Source organism: Actinomadura logoneensis (assembly GCF_003428695.1).
GTDB classification, from domain to species: Bacteria; Actinomycetota; Actinomycetes; order Streptosporangiales; family Streptosporangiaceae; genus Spirillospora; species Spirillospora logoneensis.
This window is the reverse complement of sequence record NZ_QURH01000087.1, coordinates 1-19,389: the sequence shown is the minus strand read 5'-3', so window position 1 is coordinate 19,389 and position 19,389 is coordinate 1. Positions and strand designations below refer to the sequence as shown.

At 71.1% G+C, this 19,389-nt stretch carries 18 protein-coding genes; 8 read left to right on the top strand and 10 right to left on the bottom strand.

Features of this window, described 5'->3' with window-relative positions:
• Positions 1 to 1,001: 1,001 nt before the first annotated feature.
• The 3 genes from DZF91_RS04305 to DZF91_RS04295 are packed head-to-tail and all read left to right on the top strand — an operon-like array spanning position 1,002 to position 4,875.
• Complete coding sequence (locus DZF91_RS04305; RefSeq protein WP_117356196.1) at positions 1,002 to 3,062, top strand: helix-turn-helix domain-containing protein; 2,061 nt, start codon at positions 1,002 to 1,004, stop codon at positions 3,060 to 3,062.
• Positions 3,059 to 4,006: a hypothetical protein gene (locus DZF91_RS04300; RefSeq protein WP_117356195.1), complete on the top strand. Its 948-nt coding sequence runs from the start codon at positions 3,059 to 3,061 to the stop codon at positions 4,004 to 4,006. Before DZF91_RS04305 ends, DZF91_RS04300 begins: the two co-directional genes overlap by 4 nt.
• Complete coding sequence (locus tag DZF91_RS04295; protein WP_235834073.1) at positions 4,003 to 4,875, top strand: DUF6339 family protein; 873 nt, start codon at positions 4,003 to 4,005, stop codon at positions 4,873 to 4,875. Before DZF91_RS04300 ends, DZF91_RS04295 begins: the two co-directional genes overlap by 4 nt.
• Before the next feature lie 310 nt (positions 4,876 to 5,185).
• On the opposite strand, the gene DZF91_RS04285 is transcribed toward DZF91_RS04295, so the two are convergent.
• From DZF91_RS04285 to DZF91_RS04265, 5 genes are all read right to left on the bottom strand, one after another.
• On the bottom strand, positions 5,186 to 5,923 hold the full coding sequence (locus tag DZF91_RS04285; RefSeq protein ID WP_117356193.1) for a dienelactone hydrolase family protein: 738 nt from the start codon (positions 5,921 to 5,923) through the stop codon (positions 5,186 to 5,188).
• 208 nt (positions 5,924 to 6,131) lie between these two features.
• Complete coding sequence (locus DZF91_RS04280) at positions 6,132 to 6,326, bottom strand: DUF397 domain-containing protein (protein ID WP_117356192.1); 195 nt, start codon at positions 6,324 to 6,326, stop codon at positions 6,132 to 6,134.
• Positions 6,327 to 6,411: 85 nt separating this feature from the next.
• Positions 6,412 to 6,489 (bottom strand): hypothetical protein, encoded by a 78-nt coding sequence (locus DZF91_RS43055; protein WP_407920875.1) that lies wholly within the window; start codon positions 6,487 to 6,489, stop codon positions 6,412 to 6,414.
• A 74-nt stretch (positions 6,490 to 6,563) separates the two neighbouring features.
• Positions 6,564 to 6,764, bottom strand: a complete 201-nt coding sequence (locus DZF91_RS04270) for a DUF397 domain-containing protein (RefSeq protein ID WP_117356190.1) — start codon at positions 6,762 to 6,764, stop codon at positions 6,564 to 6,566.
• Positions 6,761 to 7,579: a helix-turn-helix domain-containing protein gene (locus DZF91_RS04265; RefSeq protein ID WP_117356189.1), complete on the bottom strand. Its 819-nt coding sequence runs from the start codon at positions 7,577 to 7,579 to the stop codon at positions 6,761 to 6,763. The genes DZF91_RS04270 and DZF91_RS04265 overlap by 4 nt, the downstream gene beginning before the upstream one ends.
• A 102-nt stretch (positions 7,580 to 7,681) precedes the next feature.
• Between DZF91_RS04265 and DZF91_RS38755 the strand changes: the two genes are divergently transcribed.
• Positions 7,682 to 8,050, top strand: coding sequence for a hypothetical protein (locus DZF91_RS38755; protein ID WP_147340988.1), 369 nt, complete (start codon positions 7,682 to 7,684; stop codon positions 8,048 to 8,050).
• A 49-nt stretch (positions 8,051 to 8,099) separates the two neighbouring features.
• Here the strand turns inward: DZF91_RS38755 and DZF91_RS04255 are convergent, their stop codons facing one another.
• From DZF91_RS04255 to DZF91_RS04245, 3 genes are read right to left on the bottom strand one after another with little or no spacing between them, the layout of a single operon-like run.
• On the bottom strand, positions 8,100 to 9,536 hold the full coding sequence (locus tag DZF91_RS04255) for a GntP family permease (protein ID WP_117356187.1): 1,437 nt from the start codon (positions 9,534 to 9,536) through the stop codon (positions 8,100 to 8,102).
• An 11-nt stretch (positions 9,537 to 9,547) separates the two neighbouring features.
• Entirely contained in the window at positions 9,548 to 11,152 is a 1,605-nt protein-coding gene (locus DZF91_RS04250) for an N-acyl-D-amino-acid deacylase family protein (protein WP_117356186.1), read from the bottom strand.
• A gap of 1 nt (position 11,153) precedes the next feature.
• Positions 11,154 to 12,407, bottom strand: coding sequence for a type III PLP-dependent enzyme domain-containing protein (locus DZF91_RS04245; RefSeq protein WP_117356198.1), 1,254 nt, complete (start codon positions 12,405 to 12,407; stop codon positions 11,154 to 11,156).
• 134 nt (positions 12,408 to 12,541) lie between these two features.
• Between DZF91_RS04245 and DZF91_RS42870 the strand changes: the two genes are divergently transcribed.
• The 3 genes from DZF91_RS42870 to DZF91_RS04230 are packed head-to-tail and all read left to right on the top strand — an operon-like array spanning position 12,542 to position 14,891.
• A complete protein-coding gene (locus DZF91_RS42870; RefSeq protein WP_199486400.1) occupies positions 12,542 to 13,669 on the top strand; it encodes a sugar kinase in 1,128 nt (375 codons plus the stop codon).
• A complete protein-coding gene (locus tag DZF91_RS04235) occupies positions 13,666 to 14,490 on the top strand; it encodes an IclR family transcriptional regulator (protein ID WP_117356197.1) in 825 nt (274 codons plus the stop codon). Before DZF91_RS42870 ends, DZF91_RS04235 begins: the two co-directional genes overlap by 4 nt.
• The gene (locus tag DZF91_RS04230) at positions 14,487 to 14,891 is read left to right on the top strand and encodes a RidA family protein (RefSeq protein WP_117356185.1); all 405 of its coding nucleotides are present in this window, start codon (positions 14,487 to 14,489) and stop codon (positions 14,889 to 14,891) included. Before DZF91_RS04235 ends, DZF91_RS04230 begins: the two co-directional genes overlap by 4 nt.
• 57 nt (positions 14,892 to 14,948) lie before the next feature.
• Here DZF91_RS04230 and DZF91_RS04225 read toward each other — a convergent pair whose 3' ends face one another.
• Positions 14,949 to 15,728, bottom strand: coding sequence for an ABC transporter permease (locus tag DZF91_RS04225; RefSeq protein ID WP_117356184.1), 780 nt, complete (start codon positions 15,726 to 15,728; stop codon positions 14,949 to 14,951).
• Positions 15,729 to 15,811: 83 nt separating this feature from the next.
• Here DZF91_RS04225 and DZF91_RS04220 point away from each other — a divergent pair, with 83 nt between their 5' ends.
• Positions 15,812 to 16,657 (top strand): polysaccharide deacetylase family protein, encoded by an 846-nt coding sequence (locus tag DZF91_RS04220; protein WP_235834072.1) that lies wholly within the window; start codon positions 15,812 to 15,814, stop codon positions 16,655 to 16,657.
• A gap of 131 nt (positions 16,658 to 16,788) precedes the next feature.
• On the opposite strand, the gene DZF91_RS04215 is transcribed toward DZF91_RS04220, so the two are convergent.
• Positions 16,789 to 19,077 carry an MMPL family transporter gene (locus DZF91_RS04215; RefSeq protein ID WP_117356182.1) on the bottom strand — a complete coding sequence of 763 codons (2,289 nt, stop codon included), beginning with the start codon at positions 19,075 to 19,077 and terminating at the stop codon, positions 16,789 to 16,791.
• Between the last annotated feature and the right edge of the window lie 312 nt (positions 19,078 to 19,389).

Sequence of the window (19,389 nt, the reverse complement as noted above, 5' to 3'; positions counted from 1 at the left end):
GGCCTCGCGGTGTCACCGCGAGGCCGGCCGGAGGGACGCGAGTTTCCGCTCACGTCCATCAAAGAGCATCCGGCCCGCTCAGCGCAGGCAGGGACGCGGTTCACCCCGGTCCTTCACCGGCCAAGGCCGGAGGACCGGGCGATCTAGGGAGGCTCAGCGGCGACGCGTGGAGAAATGGGCGGCGAAGGAACGACCGCAACTCACGCTGAGCTGCTTCCCGCGGTCACGAGACCAGTCCAACCCGACCTGCCGGATGATCATGTTGAGACCGTTCGAGACGTGAAACTCGAAGAAGAGGTACCCCGCGCCTCCGGAAGCGCCGCCCCGGGAACCGCCGACGTTCATGACGTAGCACGAATCTCGCGGCCGATGACGAACGCCCTCGCTGGATGAGACCGAACCATCGTCGTTCATGATCGAACACCCGCCCCTCAGACGGAGATTATTTGGTTGTGAACACGACTCTTTGGAGCACGGGCCGTGATGGGCAAGTGCTCGACGATTCCACGTATGGCGAAGCGCTTTGAACACGCGTACGGGCTAGCCGCTCATGAGGCGCCTCCTCTTGGGGGGAGAGAGGATGAAGTCGCCTCAAATCGGGCACGAGGCGCAGAGTGTCGGAATCAACTCGAGTCCGACCGACAGGGCGTAGAGATCAAGCGGCCGAAGATATTCCTCGGCCCTTCGGAGTGAAGCAAATGTAGCACGACTTTCGACGAACGTGTCAAGCTTCCACATTCCCCCAGGCGACAGGCGCTGAATTATTCAGAGCGATAGATCGACCCCTCTCTCCAGAGGGCTCCATGGCCGCACGGTGACCGATCGGCCACCGTGTGCACGCCTCGATCCCCTCCGGCTCGGCCCCCCCCCACGTCGGACCTCGCTCCGCGACCGACGAACACAACACCTCGTCGAGACATATAGAGTGCCTGTGTACAACAAAAGTTTACATGATCAGAGCTGTTAACCAGACGGCCTCTGACCTGCATGGGAGGCACGCGATGTCCGACGGAACGGAGGAGTTCGGGACGTGGTTGGCCCGGCAGTTGCGCCGCAAGGGGGTCAGCCAGGCCGATCTGGCGGTCGAAGTCGGGGTGAGCAGAGCGGCCGTGTCCGCCTGGGTCTCGGGGAGGGCGACACCCCGGATCGACAAGATGCAGTCGATCGAGGCGTTCCTGGGGCTGGAGGCGGGCTCCACCATCAGCCAGGTCGACGCCCCTGACCGTCCGGACGACCTCGTCTGGTACCCGCGTCCGGCGCACGCGGACGGAGGTCGCGAGCTGGGCAACGCGGCGATCTTCGCGTTCGAGCCGGATCTGAGCGTGTTGGCACGTGAGGCGACACAGAACAGCATCGATGAGCGGGTGAACCAGGACGAGCCCGTCCGGGTGCGGTATCTGGTGCACGAGATCTCCGGCGAACGGCTTGAGCGGTTCCTTGAAGCCATCCGGTGGAAGGAGATCAGCCCGCACCTGGAGGCCGCCGCGAAGTCGGATCAGAAGGTGGGACGGGTCCTGCGCGACGGTCTCGGCGCTCTCCGCGACAAAGGCAGTCTGCTGTTGCTGCGGATCGACGACTACAACGCCGCCGGGTTGACGGGCGACGAGTACGCGGACGGCCGCTTCGCCGCCGTCGTACGGCGTCAACTCGACAGCCACAAGAGCGGCGTCTCCGCGGGCTCCTACGGACTGGGCAAGGCGACGCTCTGGGCCAACAGTGGCCTGGGGCTGGTTCTGATCAACAGTACGCTCTCCGAACCTTTCGGTGGACGCAGCGAGCGGCGACTGGTCGGCCGGCTCGACCTCCCGTGGCACCGCACCTCGGCCGGAGAGTGGGCCGGTCCGGCCTGGCTGGGGGTCAGGGATCCCGAGCGGCGGTCCGTCCGTTCCTGGTGGGCCGACCAACAGATCACCGAGGATCTTTTCTTGACCCGTTCGAGTCGTGCGCCCGGCACTTCTTTCCTGGTGGTCGGAGTGCAGGAGTCGACGAGCGACCTGGAGGAGATGCAGCGCCGGCTGGTGGAAGCGCTGGGGCGTAACTTCTGGGCGGCCATGATCGCGCCCGCCGGAGAGCGTCCGGCACTCGAAGCGTCGGTGCTGAGCCTACGGAACGACCAGGTCGTGGTTCCGGAGGAGCGGGTCGACCCCTACGCCATGGAACCTTCACGCTCTCGGGCTCTGAGCGCCTATTACAACGGGGAGACGGTGTCGGAGCCGACGAATACGAAGGACGTGGTTCGGACCAAGGTGCCGCTACGCGTTCCACGTCTCAAGCAGGACCGGCAAGGCCAAGAGGCGATCCATGAGGCCGTACTGCTGATAACCGACGCCGACGAGACCGACGAGAGGGCCAACCGCCTCGTCGCCATGCGAGGCAGTCGCATGGTCGTCGTGGACCGGAAGGTCCCCGATCTGCCGTTGGGCGCACCCAGATTCCAGGCGGTTCTGCTGGCCGGAAAGGCGGCCGATACGTCGGTCGAGGCCGAGGGGGCGGAACGATTCCTGCGCACCGCGGAACCCCCCGACCACAACGACTGGCGGAGAACGGACGACCTGACCGCCACTTATGCCCGCGGCGCGATCTCCCGGATCACCGAGTTCGGCCAGGCCGTGAACGCGGAGATCCGTCGTGTCCTGCGCAGACCGACCGTAGGCCCGAGTGAGGAAGGGCCTCCCGAACTTCGCGAACTGCTCTCCCTGACACCGCCGCCGCAACCGAGAAGCCCCGGCTTCCCCGTCGTCGACGCCCTCACCGGCGCGATCACCGAGGACGGCGCCTGGCGGGTCCAGGTCACCGTCAAACTGCCACAGCGAGACGACCCCTGGGTCCTGGCGCCGGTCCTGCGGTTCGTGACGCGTTCCGGCCCCCGCCCCGAGGCCACCTGGGCCCGCCTCATCGGGGACTCGGGCTGCGAGGTGGTCGATGACGATCGCCTGTCGTTCTCGCCGGGAACACGACGTGCGACCTTCACCGGCTTGACCGACGCGGCCAGTCACCCGGTGGCGGCACGCATGGCGGCCGTCGAGGTGGACTTGAGGCGAGTGAAGGAGACGACCGAATGAGAACCCTCGTCCCTTACCCCGTTCTCCCCGGCACCGTCTCGGTCGACGTCCAGGAGGCACGGCTGGATGGAGTGGCCCTTCCCCGCCACGTGATCTCGAAGGACAACGGCACCGTCGCGCTCGACAGGACGGATTTCGGGGAGTGGCGGCAGGCGACCTTCTCGGTCCGTTTGGACGCTCCCCAGCTCGAGGGTGACGGCCGATGGAGCGGCGTTCGATGCATCGCCGTGCTCGAGGAGAGGCGGACACGGATACGGGTCGCGACACCGCTGCTCAAGAGCTCACCCGGCATCTTCGAGGGGACCGTCGCCCTTCAACGCGACCATCATGTGGGACGCGTCCGGCTCACGAGCCAAGTGGTCGCGACCGTGGACGATGTCCCCGGTCGCCTGATCGCCTCCGCCAGGAATCCATGGACGATCGATCTCACCGCCACCGACCCCACCCGCAAGGAGGCGATCTCCACACTGTGGGTCGACTTCGGGGCGGAGGAGAACCCCCACCTGCACCCTTACCAGGGAGACCCCTGGACGATCGAGACCACCGGCGAACCCCCGACCGTGTTCCTGAACACCCGCTTCGAGGGCCTCAGGGAGATTCTGCACGGTGGCGAGAAGACCGTCCGGTCGACACTGTCCGCTCAGATCGCCGTCGAGGCCTGGATCTCGTTGCTGAACACGGCGGCGCACGGCGTCGCCGTCGAATCGGAACGACCCGAATGGCCAGGAGGCTGGCAAGAGACCGTCCTACGGCGGATGTTGCCACGCATCTTCCCGGACCTGTCTCCGGACGACGCCCTGACCGAGCTCGTGGCCCGCACTCGACTCGATGGAGGCAGCGGCGACCTCCAGGCGAGGGTGCTCCAAGCCGCCGGCGCCCAGGCGAAGCGTTCCCGCCGCTTCGGTGACTTCATCCGCGCCACGAGTCGCAAGGAGGGATCGTGACCGACGTCCTGCCCGAACACATCCGGCGTCTTCCCGACCGTGATGCTCTCAGGTTTCTGACCGAGCCCGTCCTGCTCGGTTCCGAGGAACCGCCCCCGAGTGCGATCTCGGCCGCATCCCAGGATGCGGGTGTCGAAGACCGCTGGCTGGCACGGCCCGTGCGAGAGATATTCGATACGGCCATGGGTCGCTTCGCCGACAACCCACCCCGGTCGGACGCCTGGCTCGCCCCACGGCTGCACGCCACTCTCCGTCTCCTGAGAAGCGAGGCGGCGGAGACCTCGGTATGGAACTACCTCGCCCTCCGCCTGGCACCTGACTACGTCCTCTGGCGCTGGGGCGGCGCGACGAATAAGAAGGCCTCCGGACCGGTGAACCGGAATCGCTTTCGCGGCCCCGACCACACTCAGGCCTTCGCCCGCCTCTGGTGGGCCGCGGAACTCTTCCGCGACGGCGACGACTATCGGCCTGTGGAGACGGCCTGCACGAACCAGGAGTTCTTCAACAGCATCCTGCGCTTGGAGATCATCCATCACCGCTGCACGGCCCAAGCCCTGATCGAACTCTTCTCTCAAGGCTCCGTCCGTACGACGCGGGAGGTCAACGCCCTTTCCCAAGCGGTCAATGCGGCCGGCAGCACTCTGGCGTACGAGGCCCTGGCGCCTGACGTCCTCCCAGACGCGGATGCCTACCGCGACTGGCTCGATGAGACCGGCATGGCCTACCTTCCGTACGGTTCACTACCGAAGGGCCCCGACGATGGACGCGTCCCGAGACCGGCGGTCGATGCCCTTCTCCCGCTCTTCGCGGAACTCTTCGTCGACGCTCCTGTCCGGGGCAAAGCCATGCCCCCTCCTGGCGAGGATTGATCGGGCGGGGGTGGTGAGGTTGAGGCCCGACGGCTTTTGACCAGTGCGGGTCTTTGCGCATGCACCAGATGAGAGGGCCGTTGTCGGGGAAGGGGACTACTGCGGTGTTCCGGTGTCGGTGGGAGCAGAAGAACTGTCCATGGTCCCCGCAGGAACCGATCACACCGTGAGTCCGGCCAGCCAGGGCACGTTGGTGATCGTGGAACTTCCGGAGGAGTGACCGTCGGGGAACGTCCAGGGGCAAAGGCTCTCGCACTCGACTGCGATCGCCCTCGGACGTCCCCCACTCGGTCGCCTGCCGCTCGGGCTTCTAGCTCAGGTGACGGGTGAAGAACTGGGCGGCGGCGTCGCCCGCGAACTCCGGAACGCCGGCGTGGCCGCCCATGTTGGCGTGCAGCGTCTTCTCCTCGGACCCGAAGGCGTCGAAGAGGTCAAGGGCCGCCTGCCGGTCGTTGTTCTCGTCGTCCCACTGGAGCAGGACGTGCAGCGGGATGGTGACCCGCCGCGCCTCCTCGTGGATCGCGCGCGGGATGTAGCTCCCGGCGAACAGGACGGCGGCCCTGACCCGGGGCTCGACCAGCGCCAGCCGGACGCCGATGGAGATCACTCCCCCGGAGTAGCCGACCGGGCCGCCGATCTCGGGCAGCCCGAGGACGGCGTCCATGACGGCTTGCCATTCCGGCACCGCCAGTTCGACGAGCGGGAGGACGAGGCGGTCGACGATGTCGTCGCTCACCGGCTCGCCCGCCTGGATCGCCCCGCGCAGTTCGGCGCGGGCCTGTTCGATGGCGGGATCGCGGGGCCGGTCGCCGCTGCCGGGGAGTTCGACGGTGACCGCGGCGAACCCGTCCGCCACCGAGCGCAGGGCGCGTCCCGTCAGCCGGGAACGCATCCTGTCCAGCCCGCCGGGGTGCCCGACGAGGATCAGCGGCGCCGGCGAGGACGCGGTCGCGGACGCGGGCGTCCACAGGGTGCCGGGGATGTCGCCGAGGGTGAAGTCGCGTTCGAGGACGCCGTCGTCGTGGCGCCGCTCAGAGGTGAAGTGCATGGTCGTGCCTTTCGGGAGTGCTGCTTGACGGCGCTCCCGGACGACCTATCGCCCGACCGTGACCCCAGAGGGGAGCACCCATGTCGTTACCAGGTTCACGGGTACCACCTCCTCGGTCTGTCGCACGGCCTCCGGAAAGGTAACAGCCCCCGCCCGCCCCGGCCAACAGGTTTTTCCGAAGGACCCAATCCGCCCATGCCGGGCCGACTCACAGCGCGTCGCGTCCCCCTGCGCGGATCGCCTCTACGAGCCGACGCGCCGCGGACGCGGTCAGGGTGAGGCGCGGGCCAGCGGTGTCCTTGCTGTCGCGGATGGCTACGGCGTCGGGAGAGAGGCGAGCCACTTCAACGCAGTCGCCCCCCGTGGTGTTGCTGCGAGTCGCCTTGCTCCATTCCACAGTCATGCGTTGCCTCCGTCTGCCGGGAGTTGGAACGCGTCGCAGCCACGTTCGCGGATGGCGTCCACGAAACGACGGGCGTCCGACGAGGTCAGGACGAGCGCAGACCAGCCGCGTCCTTACTGTCGCGAACGCCCACGGCACCAACCGCCAGACGCGCTATCTCCACACAGTCACCGCCCGACGGGCTGCTGTGGCTGGACGTACGCCACACGGGGATCACGTGCTCTTCCTCCGCGGGGTTCAGAACCTGTCGTCCCCGCCCGCGCGAATCACCTCCGCGAGGCGGCGGGCGACGGACGTGGTCAGGGTGATACGGGGGCCCGCCACGTCCTTGCTGTCGCGGATTCCCACCGTGCCGGGGGCCAGGCGGGCGACTTCTACGCAGTCGCTTTGGCTGCCACCCGTACCGCTATGGCTGGACCGACGCCACACGGAAGTCATGCGAGACCCTCCATTACCTGCCTGATGAGCTCGATGGACGCACGGACGGGAAGTGCCACATCTCCGATGCGGGCAAACCGCGTTCGATAGGAGCGTACATCTGTCGCGTCCTGGACAAGGCGTCCCTCTCCGGCGGCCTCGATGTAAGCGCAATCGGCGCCGTCCACTGTCATGAGCTTGAAGGAACCGTCTCGTCCGACGTGCTCACCCGCACTCTTGGGCACGATCCTGATCGAAATGTTCGGACACTCGGCGAGCTCCAGAAGCCTGGCGAGCTGCGCCCGCGTGATCTCGCGGGAACCGATTTCCGCAGTGATGACGTTCTCGTCGAGGATGACCCACATGGTCGGCGCGCCCGGCCGAGCAAGGCGTTCCTGACGCTTCATGCGGGCCGCGACCTCCGCGTCGATGTTCTCCAGGCCCGCGGCGCGCACGAGCGCCCGCGCATAGGCCTCGGTCTGGAAGAGGCCCGGTATCCACGCGTACTCCCAGATGCAGAGTTCGGATGCTCTGGACTCCAGCTCGAGATGCGTGGCGAACCACTCGCGGTCGTGCCCTTCCTTGGCAAAGCGGACGAGGTTGGTGAACAGCCAGTTGGTCCTCCACGCGATATCGATCTTGATTGCGTGGTGCTCCTGGAGTTTGAGCTTCCCGGATTCGTACCGCGAAACAGTAGAACGATTGACGTCGAGCAAGCGCCCCAGCGCGTCCCCGCTCAGTCCGCGTTCCTTGCGATGTCTGCGCAGCTGAGTGGCGATGAGCTCCCAGAGTGAGCCTTTGACCTGGGGAGATCCTTCGGGGTTAAGGCCATCCATGACCGCTCTCCAATTTGTTGCGGCTGTTGCGCGAACGTAGCGAGACTAGCTTTCAGTGACGCACTGTGTAGGTCAGATCACAGATCTCGCACAGGAGGAAGCATGTGGGGTTCTCGGCGGACGGGTGGGCGGCATGCGGCGGGGCGGGGTGGCGGCGGCTCCGGGGGCGAGTCGAGCGAGACGCAGCGGGCGCGGGTGGTGCGGGTGGCGGCGCTGACTGATCTCGCGGACGCCTGCCACATGGCCGGGCTGCGGGTTCAGTGGCGGCCCGTGGGCGGCGGGACGACCCGCTACCTGCGGATCTCGGTCGTCGGGGCGACGCCGGTCGGGGTTCAGGCCGACTACCTGAACGGCGTCTGGCACTACGTGTGGCACATGGACGACGGCGAGACCGTCAGCATCGGACCGGTGGACGACCTGACCGGCGCGGTGTCCGCCATCAAGTACGTCCTGCATCGGCGGGTGATGTGACCTGCGACGACGCGGCGGCCCGCCGGGGACCGCCGCGTCGTCAGGAGGGTCAGATGAACGTGCTCAGGGTGGCGGCGATGGCGAAGCCGACCACCGAGAGGATCGTCTCCAGGACCGTCCAGGTCTTGAGGGTGTCGCGGACCGAGAGGTTGAAGTAGCGGGACACGATCCAGAAGCCGCCGTCGTTGACGTGCGAGGCGATGATCGAGCCCGCCGAGATCGCGATGGCGATGAGGGCCAGGTGGGCCTGGGAGTGGTGCTCGCCGTGCAGGAGCGGCCCGACGATCCCTCCCGTGGTGACGATCGCGACGGTCGCGGAGCCCTGGGCGAGGCGCAGGCCGCAGCTGATCAGGTACGCCAGGACGATGATCGGGAGCCCGGCGTCCGCCATGGTGGAGGCGAGGGCCTTGCCGACGCCGGTCGCGGAGATGACCGCGCCGAAGAACGCGCCGCCGCCGACGACCAGCAGGATCATGCCGACCGGGCGCAGCGAGCGCGTGGCCAGGTCGGACAGCTCCTTGGCCGGGATGCCGCGCCGGATGCCCAGCAGGTAGCTCGCCAGCAGCACGGCGATGGTGAGCGCGACGGCGGGCGTCCCGAGGAAGGTCAGCACGGGCAGGACGCCGCTGCCCTTCCACCACACGGCGCCGAACGTGGCCAGCAGGATCAGCACCAGCGGCACCAGGATCACCAGGCCGACCAGGGCCAGGGACGGTTCGGGCCGCGGGTCGGCGGCGGGCGCCTCTTCGCGGGTCTTCTCGTCGGCCTCTTCGGTGGCCTTCTCGCGGGCCGTCTCGCCGACCGTGTAGTCCTCCGGGACGGACGCCTCGACGCGCTTGCCGATCCACGTGCCCCAGGCGACACCGGCCACCAGGAACGCCGGGATGCCGCAGGCCAGGCCCATGACGATCAGCCAGCCGAGGGAGACGCCCAGCAGTCCGGACGCGGCGACCGGTCCCGGGTGCGGCGGCAGGAACGCGTGCGTCATCGACAGGCCGGCGAGCATCGGCATCGCGTACAGGACGAGGGAGCGTCCGCCGCGCCGCGCGGTGATGTAGACCAGCGGCGCGAGGACGAAGATGCCGATGTCGAAGAAGACGGGCACGCCGAAGATGAGGCCGACGAGGCCCATCACGAGCGGCGCCCGTTTCTCGCCGAAGACGTTCAGCAGTCTGCGGGTGAGGACGTCGGCCCCGCCGGACGCCTCCAGGATCGCGCCGAGGATCGTTCCCAGCCCGATGATCGGGGCGATGTGCCCGAGGATGCCGCCGAAGCCGGTCTCCAGCAGGGACGTCTTGGAGCTGAGGGCCGTCCCGACGATCTGCGAGACGGGCAGTCCGGCGGCGAGCGCGAGGGCGAGCCCGGACACCAGGAGGGAGATGAACGGTTCGAGCCTGATCCTGATGATGAGCACGAGCAGCAGGGCGATCGCCAGCCCGCACAGCAGGAGCAGGCCGCCCGTGTCGTGGCGGAGCCAATGAACCATGGGGGTGCCTCTCAGGGGGTGGGGGTGGTGTCCCTTCCGCGCCGCAGGGCGTGGCCGGGGAGTGCGCCGGTCGGGCGTCCGCCGTCCAGGACGGGGACGCCGTTGACCAGCACGTGCGTGATGCCCTCGGGGACGCTCCGGGGGGCCTCGAAGGTGGCGGTGTCCCGCACGGCGGCGGGGTCGAACAGGACGAGGTCGGCGTGGTACCCGGCGCGGACCAGGCCGCGTCCGCGCAGCCGGAGCCGCCGCGCGGGCCGCCCGGTGAGGTGCGCGACGCACTCCTCCAGGGAGAGGACGCCCAGCTCGCGGACGTAGCGGGCGAGGTAGCGGGGGAACGTCCCGTACGCGCGGGGGTGCGGTTTGGCGCCGGGCGCGAGCGGCAGCAGTCCGTCGCTGCCGCCGGTGTGCGCGGGATGCCGCATGATCGCCCGGACGTTCTCCTCGTGCCCGACGTGCTGCAGGATCGTGGTGCCGAAGTCGTCGGCGGCCAGCAGCTCGCGGAAGACGTCGAAGGCGGGCCGTCCCGAGGACGCGGCGAGGTCGGCGACGGTGCGGCCGACCGTGCCGGGGACGCGCGATCCGGAGATCTCGATGGTCTCCCACTCGACCGGGACGCCGTGGCAGCCGTCCGAGCCGTCCTCCTCCATGACGCGCCGGACGGACGCGGCGGATGCGGGGTCGGCGAGCCGGGCGAGGGCGGCGGCGGGTCCGCCCTCGGCGGCGCGGCTGGGCAGCAGGGCCGCGAGCGTGGTGGATCCGGGCAGGTAGGGATAGGTGTCGAGGGTGATGTCGCAGCCGCCCGCGATCGCGTCGTCCAGCAGCGCGAGCAGATCGGCGGCGCGGCCCTTGTTCACGCCGAAGTTCATCGTGGCGTGCGCGAGGTGCAGCGGGCAGCCGGAGCGGCGCGACACCTCGACCATCTCGGCGTACGCGCCGAGCGCGCCCGCGCCGTACGAGCGGTGGTGCGGCGAGAAGTAGCCGCCGAGACCGGCGACCACCTCGCACAACGCCACGAGCTCGTCGTCGGTCGCGTACGCGCCGGGCACGTAGGTCAGGCCGCTGGACATGCCGACCGCGCCCTCCCGCATCCCGGTCGCGACGAGGTCGCGCTGCCGGTCGAGTTCGGCCGGGGTGGGTTCGCGGGCGTCCCAGCCCATGGCGAGCATCCGGACGCTGCCCTGCGGGACGAGGTAGGCGGCGTTGACCGCGATGCCGCCGTCGAGCCGGTCGAGGTACTCGCCGACGGTCCGCCACGACCAGTCGAAGCCGTCCGGGTCGCCGTTCCAGCCCGCGATCGCCTGCCGGACGGACGCCAGCGTCGCGTCCGAGACGGGCGCGTACGACAGGCCGTCCTGCCCGATGACCTCGCACGTCACGCCCTGCGCCACCTTCGCGAGGTGGCCGGGGTCGGCGAGCAGCGCGAGGTCGGAGTGGGCGTGCATGTCGATGAAGCCCGGCGCGAGGACGAGCCCGTCCGCGTCGATGACGCGCGCGGCCGGGGCGGGCTCCGCGGTGATCTCGGCGACGCGTCCTCCGGCGACGCGGACGTGCGCGCGGTAGGCGGGCGCCCCGGTGCCGTCGACGACGGTCGCGTCCCGGAAGAGCAGGCCGGACACGTCAGAACCAGGTCCGGACGAGGTCGACCACGACGGGGGCGGCGTCGTCGGCGGACGAGACCACCGGGATGAGCTGCCACTTGTCCATGGCCGTGCACGGATGCGACAGCCCGAACCGCACGACGTCGCCGATCTCGACGTCCGCGCCGCGGAGGAACGCGTGCTGGTCGGCGAGGGCGCTGACGTGCGCGTCCGCCACCGGCGCGGTACCGCGTCCGCGGACGAGCTGCGGCGTCGGCAGGCCCTCGTCGAACGGCAGGTCGCGCTTGCCGGTGTCCACGAGCGCGAGGTCGCGTTCGGGGCGGGAGACGACGCGTCCCCAGCCGTGCATCGCCGACCGGAACCGCTCGCCTCCGGCGGCGGACCGGGCGAGGGGCGAGATGCCCCGGTAGAAGCCGTCGTCGTGGATCAGGTACGCGCCGGACCGCAGGATCACGCGGGCGGACGGCAGCGCGCCCAGCACGTCCACGACCTGGTCGAAGTAGGCGCTGCCGCCCGCCGTCGCGATCGGCGCGTCCACCTCGAAGGAGAGGCGTCCGAACAGGTCGGCGAAGCGGCGCAGGTAGCCGTCCACGATGTCGAGGGAGGCGTCGGACGCGTCGTGCGCGAACGCGCCCTCGTACCCGGCGACGCCCGCGAGCCGCAGCGTCGGCGCGGACCGGACGGCCCCGGCGACCGCCTCCGCCTCGGCGAGCGTGCGCGCCCCGGTGCGTCCACCCGGTCCGCCGAGTTCGACGCAGACGTCCACCGGACGGGACGCGCCGGCGTCGCGGAGCGCGGCGTCCATCAGCTCGACGGTGCGCACCGAGTCGGCCCAGCACAGGAACTCGAACTCGGGGGCGCGGTCGAGCTCGGCGGCGATCCAGGCGAGCCCGGCCGGGTCGAGCAGGGAGTTGGCGAGCAGCAGCCGCCGCACGCCGAACGCGCGCCCGACGCGAAGCTGCGGGAGGTTCGCGAGCGTGACGCCCCAGGCGCCGGCGTCGAGCTGCGCCTTCCAGAGCTGCGGCGCCATCGTCGTCTTGCCGTGCGGCGCGAGCTCGACGCCCGCGTCCGCCGTCCAGCGGGCCATCAGGTCGAGGTTGTGGGCGAGCGCGGCGGCGTCGAGCGTCAGCAGCGGCGTGCCGAGGTCGCCGAGGGCGGGCCGGGTGGCGAGGTACTCGGCCACCGTGCGGCCGTGCGCGTCCGCCGGGACGGCCTGGAACCGCCAGTCGAGCCGTTCGCCGCGCAGGCCCGCCACCGCTTCGCCGTCGATCATCACCACTCCCGCCTCCGCTGTTGCACCATCTGCAACGCTCATTGCACGATGCGTTCTGCCGGTTGTAGCATCGCGATCATGAGCGGGTCAACAGTGGCCGTGCCCGCGGGACCGAGGTCGGGAGCAGCGCGAACATGAAGCGGCAGTCGCCGGTGGCGTGCGTGGGCGAGTCCCTGGCCGCGCTCCTTCCGGACCGCCCCGGCCCTCTGGAGCACGTCGAGACCTTCCGCCCCACGACCGGCGGCGCGGAGGCGAACGTGGCGCGCGGCCTGTCCGCGCTCGGCGTCCCCGCCGCCTGGGTCGGACGCGTCGGCGCCGACGGCTTCGGCCGCCGCGTCCTCGCCGACCTCGCGGCGTCCGGCGTGGACACCTCCGGCGTCGAGACCGACCCGCGCCGTCCGACCGGGCTGTACGTCAAGGAGACCGGACCAGGCGGCAGCGTCCTGCACTACTACCGCGAAGGGTCCGCCGGGTCCGCGCTCTCCCCCGCGATGCTGGACGTCCCCGTGCTGCGGGACGCGCCGCTCGTCCACCTGTCGGGAATCACGCCCGCGCTCTCCGAGAGCGCGCACGCCCTGGTCGCGGCCCTGGTGCGGCAGCGCGTCCCGGGCCGCCTGACCAGCTTCGACCTGAACCACCGCCCGGCGCTCTGGCCGCCGGGCACCGACCCCGCCGCGACACTGCGCCCGCTGCTGGACGCCGCCGACATCGTCCTGCTCGGCGCGGACGAGGCGGAGGCCGTCCTCGGCACCGCCGACCCGGCGGAACTCCGCGCGCTGCTCCCCGGCCCGGACACCATCGTCATCAAGGACGACCGCCACCGCGCCACCGCCATCACCCGCACCACCCCGCCGCCCGCATCCGCCTCAACGCAGCCGACGGCATCCGCATCCGCGTCCGCGCATGCGACGGCATCCGCATCCGCGCAGACCGCCACGCCCCCACCCGCAGGGACGCCCGAGGACGCGTTCGCTCGGACGGGCGGGGACGGGTTCGTCGTCGTGACCGAGCCCGCGCTGCGGGTCGAGGTCGTGGAGCCGGTCGGGGCGGGAGACGCCTTCGCGGCCGGGTTCCTGGCCGGTACGCTGCGCGGGCTCGACCCGCGCGGACGGCTGCGGCTCGGCCACCTGGCCGCCGCCGGCGCGCTGGTCGTGCCCGGCGACCACGGACCGCCGCCCCCGCCCGACCGGATCGCCGCGCTGCTCGCCGCGACGCCCGCGGAGTGGGCGGCGGCCACCATCACACGGGGGACCCCACGATGAGTCAGAGCCTCGCCCGCGGGCTGGCGCTGCTGCGCGGCCTCGCCGACGGCCCGCGCTCCCTGGACGACCTCGCGGCCGAGCTCGGCGTCCACAAGACGACCGTGCTGCGGCTGCTGCGCGTCCTGGAGGACGACCGGTTCGTGCACCGCGACGCCGACCACCGCTTCCACCTCGGCTCGCGGCTGTTCGAGCTGTCGGCGGCGGCGCTCGACCAGCGCGGCGTGCGGCGCGTCGCCGCCCCGCACCTGGCGCGGCTGAACGACCGCACCGGGCAGACCGTCCACCTCGGCGTGTACGAGGGCGGCGAGGTCGTCTACCTGGACAAGTACGACTCGCGGCACGCCGTCCGGATGTACTCGCGGGTCGGGCTGCCGATGCCGCTGCACGCGACCGCGATCGCCAAGGTGCTGCTCGCCGACCTGCCGGAGGCGCGCCGCCGCGCGGTCGCCGCCGCCATCGAGTACACCCCGTTCACCCCGAACACCCTGACCGGGCCGGACGCGCTGCTCGCCGAGCTCGACCGCGTCGCGGCGCGCGGCTACGCCGTGGACGACGCCGAGCACGAGACGTTCATCCACTGCGTCGCGGCGCCCGTCCGGGACGCGTCCGGACGCGTCGTCGCGGCGGCGTCCATCTCCGTGCCGGACCTCGCGCCGCTCGCGCCCGAGCACGTCACCGACCTGCTGCCCGACCTGCTGGAGGCGGCGGGGGCCATCTCCGCCGACTTCGGCCACCGCCCGGACACGGGCACCCGGCCCTCCACGAGCACCCGACCCTCCACGGACCACCGACCCGACACGAAGGGAAACCAGTACGCATGACCGCCAAGACCGAGGTCCGCTCCGACGGCGCGCCCGCCCCCGCGTGGGTCTTCTCGCAGGGCGTCCGCAAGGGTCCGCTGCTCCAGGTCTCCGGGCAGGGCCCGCAGGACCCGGCGACCGGCGCGTACCTGCACCCCGGCGACGTGAAGGCGCAGACGACCCGCGTGCTGGAGAACGTCCGCGCGATCCTGGAGGCGGGCGGCGCGTCCGTCGAGGACGTCATGATGTTCCGCGTCTACCTCACCAAGCGCGAGGACTTCGCGGCGATGAACGAGGCGTACGGGGAGTTCGTCAAGAAGTACTCGGGTGACGCACCGCTGCCCTGCCGCACCACGGTGTTCGTCGAGCTCCCGCACGAGGACATGCTCGTCGAGATCGACGTCCTCGCCTGCGTCCTCTGATCACCGGCCCGCACGTCCTCTGACCACCGGCCCGCGCAGCCCGCGCGCGCGTGCGGGCTAGTGGGGCGGGCGGGGGTCGCCGAAGCGGCCGGTGGCCACCAGTTCCAGGGTGAGCAGGGCGGACGCCGACTCGACGGCCAGCAGCGCGATCAGCACGAGGAGCTGGGCGGCGCCCGCCTGCACCGGGTCCGCGCCGCCCAGCAGGACGCCGACGAACGCGCCCGGAAGCGTCACCAGCCCGACCGTCCGGGTCTGGTCGAGCACCGGGACGAGCGCCAGCACCGCCGCCGGACGGCACACCTCCAGCGCCGCGTCCCGGCGCGTCAGTCCGAGCGCGAGCCCGCCCTCGTACTCGCCGCGCCGCTGCCACAGGTCGTCCAGGCCGCGGCGGCCGGTGATAGCGGTCGCGGTCATCGCGCCGCCGATGAGGATTCCAGCGATCGGGAGCACGGCGATCGGACGCGCGGGCACGAGCCCGGTCGCGAGCAGCAGCACCAGCGACGGGACGACCCCGGACGCGATGGCGAGCACCGTCCACCCGGCCGGGCGCAGCGAGTCGCGAATTGTCCGCACCGTGCCCCGGCGGATGCGGCGCGCGGCGGTGAACGCCGCGATGGTGAGCATCCCCGCGATGAAACAGCCGGTCAGCGCGCCGCTGCGGAGGACTCCGGCGATGAGCAGCGACACCGCGGAAAGCTGCACGACCGCGCGCACGGCGGCGGTCGCGACGTCGCGTCCGAGGCCGAGCCCGCCCGCCCGGACGAGCACCACGGCGGCGACGGTCAGCGCGCCGAGGACGAGCCCCAGCATGGGGCCGACAGAGGGTGTTCCGGTCATGGCGCGACGGCAGGTTTCATTTCAACTTATTGTGACCTGATTCCGGCACCGTGGGGCCCGGAACCCCCGCTAACGTGGGGGATGTGGCGGATACGGGGACGAGCGGACCGACCAGGCGAGCCGCGCTGACGCTGATGGGAGCCGCCGGGCTCGCCGTGCTCGGATCGGACGGCGTGCTGCACGGCCCGTCGCACGCCGCGCGCGTCCAGCAGGCGGCGAACGCGGGCGGTCCCGGCGCGACGCCCAAGCCTACGCCGACGCCGAAACCGACCCCGGTTCCCACGCCGCGTCCGGCGTCGTGGTCGCAGCAGCGGCTGACCCTCGTCAAGTCCCCCATCCGGGACCTGTTCACCGACGTCAGCCCGCCCGCGCCGCCGAACTCGATCGCGCTGACGATCGACGACGGACCGCACCCGACGTGGACGCCGCAGGTCCTCGACGTGCTCGCCGAGCACGGCGTGCACGCGACGTTCTTCCAGATCGGCGAGCAGGTCGAGGAGTTCCCGAAGCTGACCCGCCGGGTGGTGGAGGCCGGGCACCAGATCTGCAACCACACCCAGACGCACCCGATCCCGTTCGACCGGCTCCGCGGCAAGCGCCTCAAGAAGGAGGTCATGGAGCCGTACCACCGCGTCGCGGACGTCACGGGCGTCGTCCCGACGCTGTTCCGCGCGCCCGGCGGCGCGTGGTCGAAGGCGAACCTGGAGCTCATCGCCGAGCACGGCATGCTCCCGGTGGACTGGGCGGTCGATCCGCGCGACTGGTCCCGTCCGGGCGTCGGGCACATCCGCCGGACGATGCTGTCGGCGAAGGCCGGCAACGTGCTGCTCTGCCACGACGGCGGCGGCGACCGCTCCCAGACGGTCGCGTCCCTGCGCGCCGTCATCCCCAAGCTCAAGCACCGCGGCCTCCAGTTCGTCACCCTCTGACCCGGCAGCCGAGAGCCCCCGACCGCCGTACGCGGTCGGGGGCTCCTCGCTTTCAGCCTCGACGTTCCGGGCTCGTGGCATCCGACCCGTCGCGCGGTGCTCGTCGGCGCGACGGGCTCAGCAGGTCGGGGTCAGGCGGTCAGGACGGGGGCGGCGGGGCGGTCCTGGGCCTCCGGCTCGCCGTGCGAGACGTGCGGGAGCCAGCCGAGCCAGCGCGGCACCCACCAGTTGGCGCGGCCGAGCATCGCCATCACGGCGGGCAGCAGGATCACGCGGACGACCGTCGCGTCGATGAGGACCGCGACCGCGAGGCCGACGCCGAGCTGCTTGAAGTCCTGCATGGACAGCGTCCCGAAGATGCCGAACGTGGCGATCATGATGACGGCGGCGCTGGTCACGACGCCCGCCGTGGCGCGCACCCCGTCGGCGACGGCGCGGGTGGTCGGCAGGCCCCGGTCGTGCGCCTCGCGGATCCGGGAGACGACGAAGACGTGGTAGTCCATCGAGAGCCCGAACAGGACGACGAAGACGAACAGCGGGATCCAGGACTCCAGCGCGCCGACCGGGTGCGTGGCGACGAGCGAGGCGCCCCAGCCGTGCTGGAAGACGGCGGCCATGACGCCGTAGGCGGCGCCGACCGACAGCAGGTTCAGCACGATCGCGGTCGCGGCGATCACCGGCGAGCGGAAGAACACCAGCATCAGCAGGAACGTCACGCCCATCACGAACAGGAACACCGGCAGGATGCTGGTCCGGAGCCGCCCGTTGAAGTCCTCGGAGAAGGCGAGGTGGCCGGTGACCTCGGCCTGGCCGGCCTTCGCGACGGTGTGCGGGACGACCTGCTCGCGCAGCGTCCGCAGCGCGTGCTTGGAGGTCGCGTCCGTGCCGTTCCCGGCGAGCGGGACCTCGATCTGCGCGACGTGCGCGCCGTGCGTCCGGACGTTGATCGGGGTGTTCATCTCGCCGGTCGCCAGCGCCTCCTTCCTGAGGGCCGCGATCGCCTGCTTCACGGGGGCGGCGTTGATGTCGTCGGCCTTGACGACCACGACCGCCGGTCCCGGGCTGCCGGGGAACGCCTTGTTGATGGCCGTGTAGGTCTTCGCGATCGGCTCGCTCTGCGGCATCTGCTGGTTGAGGTCGAGCTTCTGCGTCTTCAGGCCGAGCGCGGGCGCGGCCAGGACGAGCAGCACGGCGGTCGCGAGGACGGCCGAGACACCCGGGCGGGCGAGGACGGGACGCAGCAGCGCGCCGACGATCCGTCCGCCCTGCCGCGCGGGACGGGCGTGGGCCTGCCCGGCGTACGCGGACTGCCCGGGCTGTGCAGGGTGCGCGGCCTGCGCGGGCTGGGCGGCCTGCGCGGACTGCGCGGTGCCCTTCGCGCGGCGTCCGCGCTTCGGGGTCCGGTTGAGGAACGGGACGCGGCCGAACTCGACCTTGTCGCCGAGCAGGGACAGCAGCGCGGGCAGGACGGTCACCGAGCCGAGCATCGCGGCGCAGACGACCAGGATCGTGGCGAGCGCGAAGCCCTCGAAGATCCCCATGCCGGTGAGGAACATGCCGGCCATCGCCACCATGACCGTCAGGCCGGACACCAGCACCGACCGTCCGGACGTGGCGGCGGCGATCCGCAGCGCGGCCTCGCGGTCCCGGCCGAGCGCCCGCTCCTGCCGCTCGCGCTGCAGGTAGAACAGGCAGTAGTCGACGCCGACGGCCAGGCCCATCAGCAGCATCACCGAGTTGGTCGAGTCGTCCACGTGCATGACGTGGCTGATCGCGCCCATCAGGCCGAGCGAGGCGAGGAACGCGGTGAACGCGAGCGCGACCGGCAGCAGCGCGGCGAGCAGCGCCCCGAACGCGACGAGCAGGATGCCGAGCGCGAGGGGCAGCGCGGTGATCTCGGCGCGCTTGAAGTCGTTGCCGACCGCGTTGTCGAACCACCGGCCGGCGCTCGTGCCGCCGAACTGCCCGATCGTGACGCCGGGGTTGGCGCGCTGCGCCGCGGCCGTGGCGTCCAGCAGCGGCTGGACGTGCTCGTCGGCCTTGTCCGGGTCGCCCGCGATGTCGAAGACGACCAGGCGGTCGCGCGGGTCCTTGCCGGTGAGGGTCGGCTTCATGGCCGCGGCCTGCCCGGACGCCTGGAGCCGCGCCCGCACGTCCGTGACGGCCTTGGCCAGCGCGCCCGAGTCGTCCGAGTGCAGCAGCACCATCTCGGTGGACGGGTCGTCGATCCCCGCCTCGTCGATGATCTTCTCGGCGCGGGCGGACGACCCGACGCCCTGCTCGTACGGCTTGAGCTTCTCGGTGCCGGACATCCCGCCCAGCACCGACGCCAGCACGACGAAAGCGAGCCATCCGACGATGGCGACGGTGCGGTGGCGGGCACTCCAGTAGCCCAGCCGCTCCGCGATGTTCCTCTTCATGATGGTCCCTGGTGCCTAGGTGGGGGGTACACCAGGAACGCTATGAACTGGCTGTTTGCCGGAGAATGGCGCTGGGTGCCGATATGGGGTGTAGCTGGCTACACCGCAGGGTCCGGGATCCCGGCACACTGCGCACACCGTCCCGCCCGCCAAGAATGGGTGGCGACGGCACGAACGATGGAGGAACCGGTGAGCGGTGAGGTCGGTCTGGGCAACGGCGGAACGGGCGGCGGCGGCCCGGCCGCGGGCACGGCCGCGGGGCCGGGCGGGGTCGCGAGCGGCGCTCCGGCCATGGGGCCGGGCGGGGTCGCG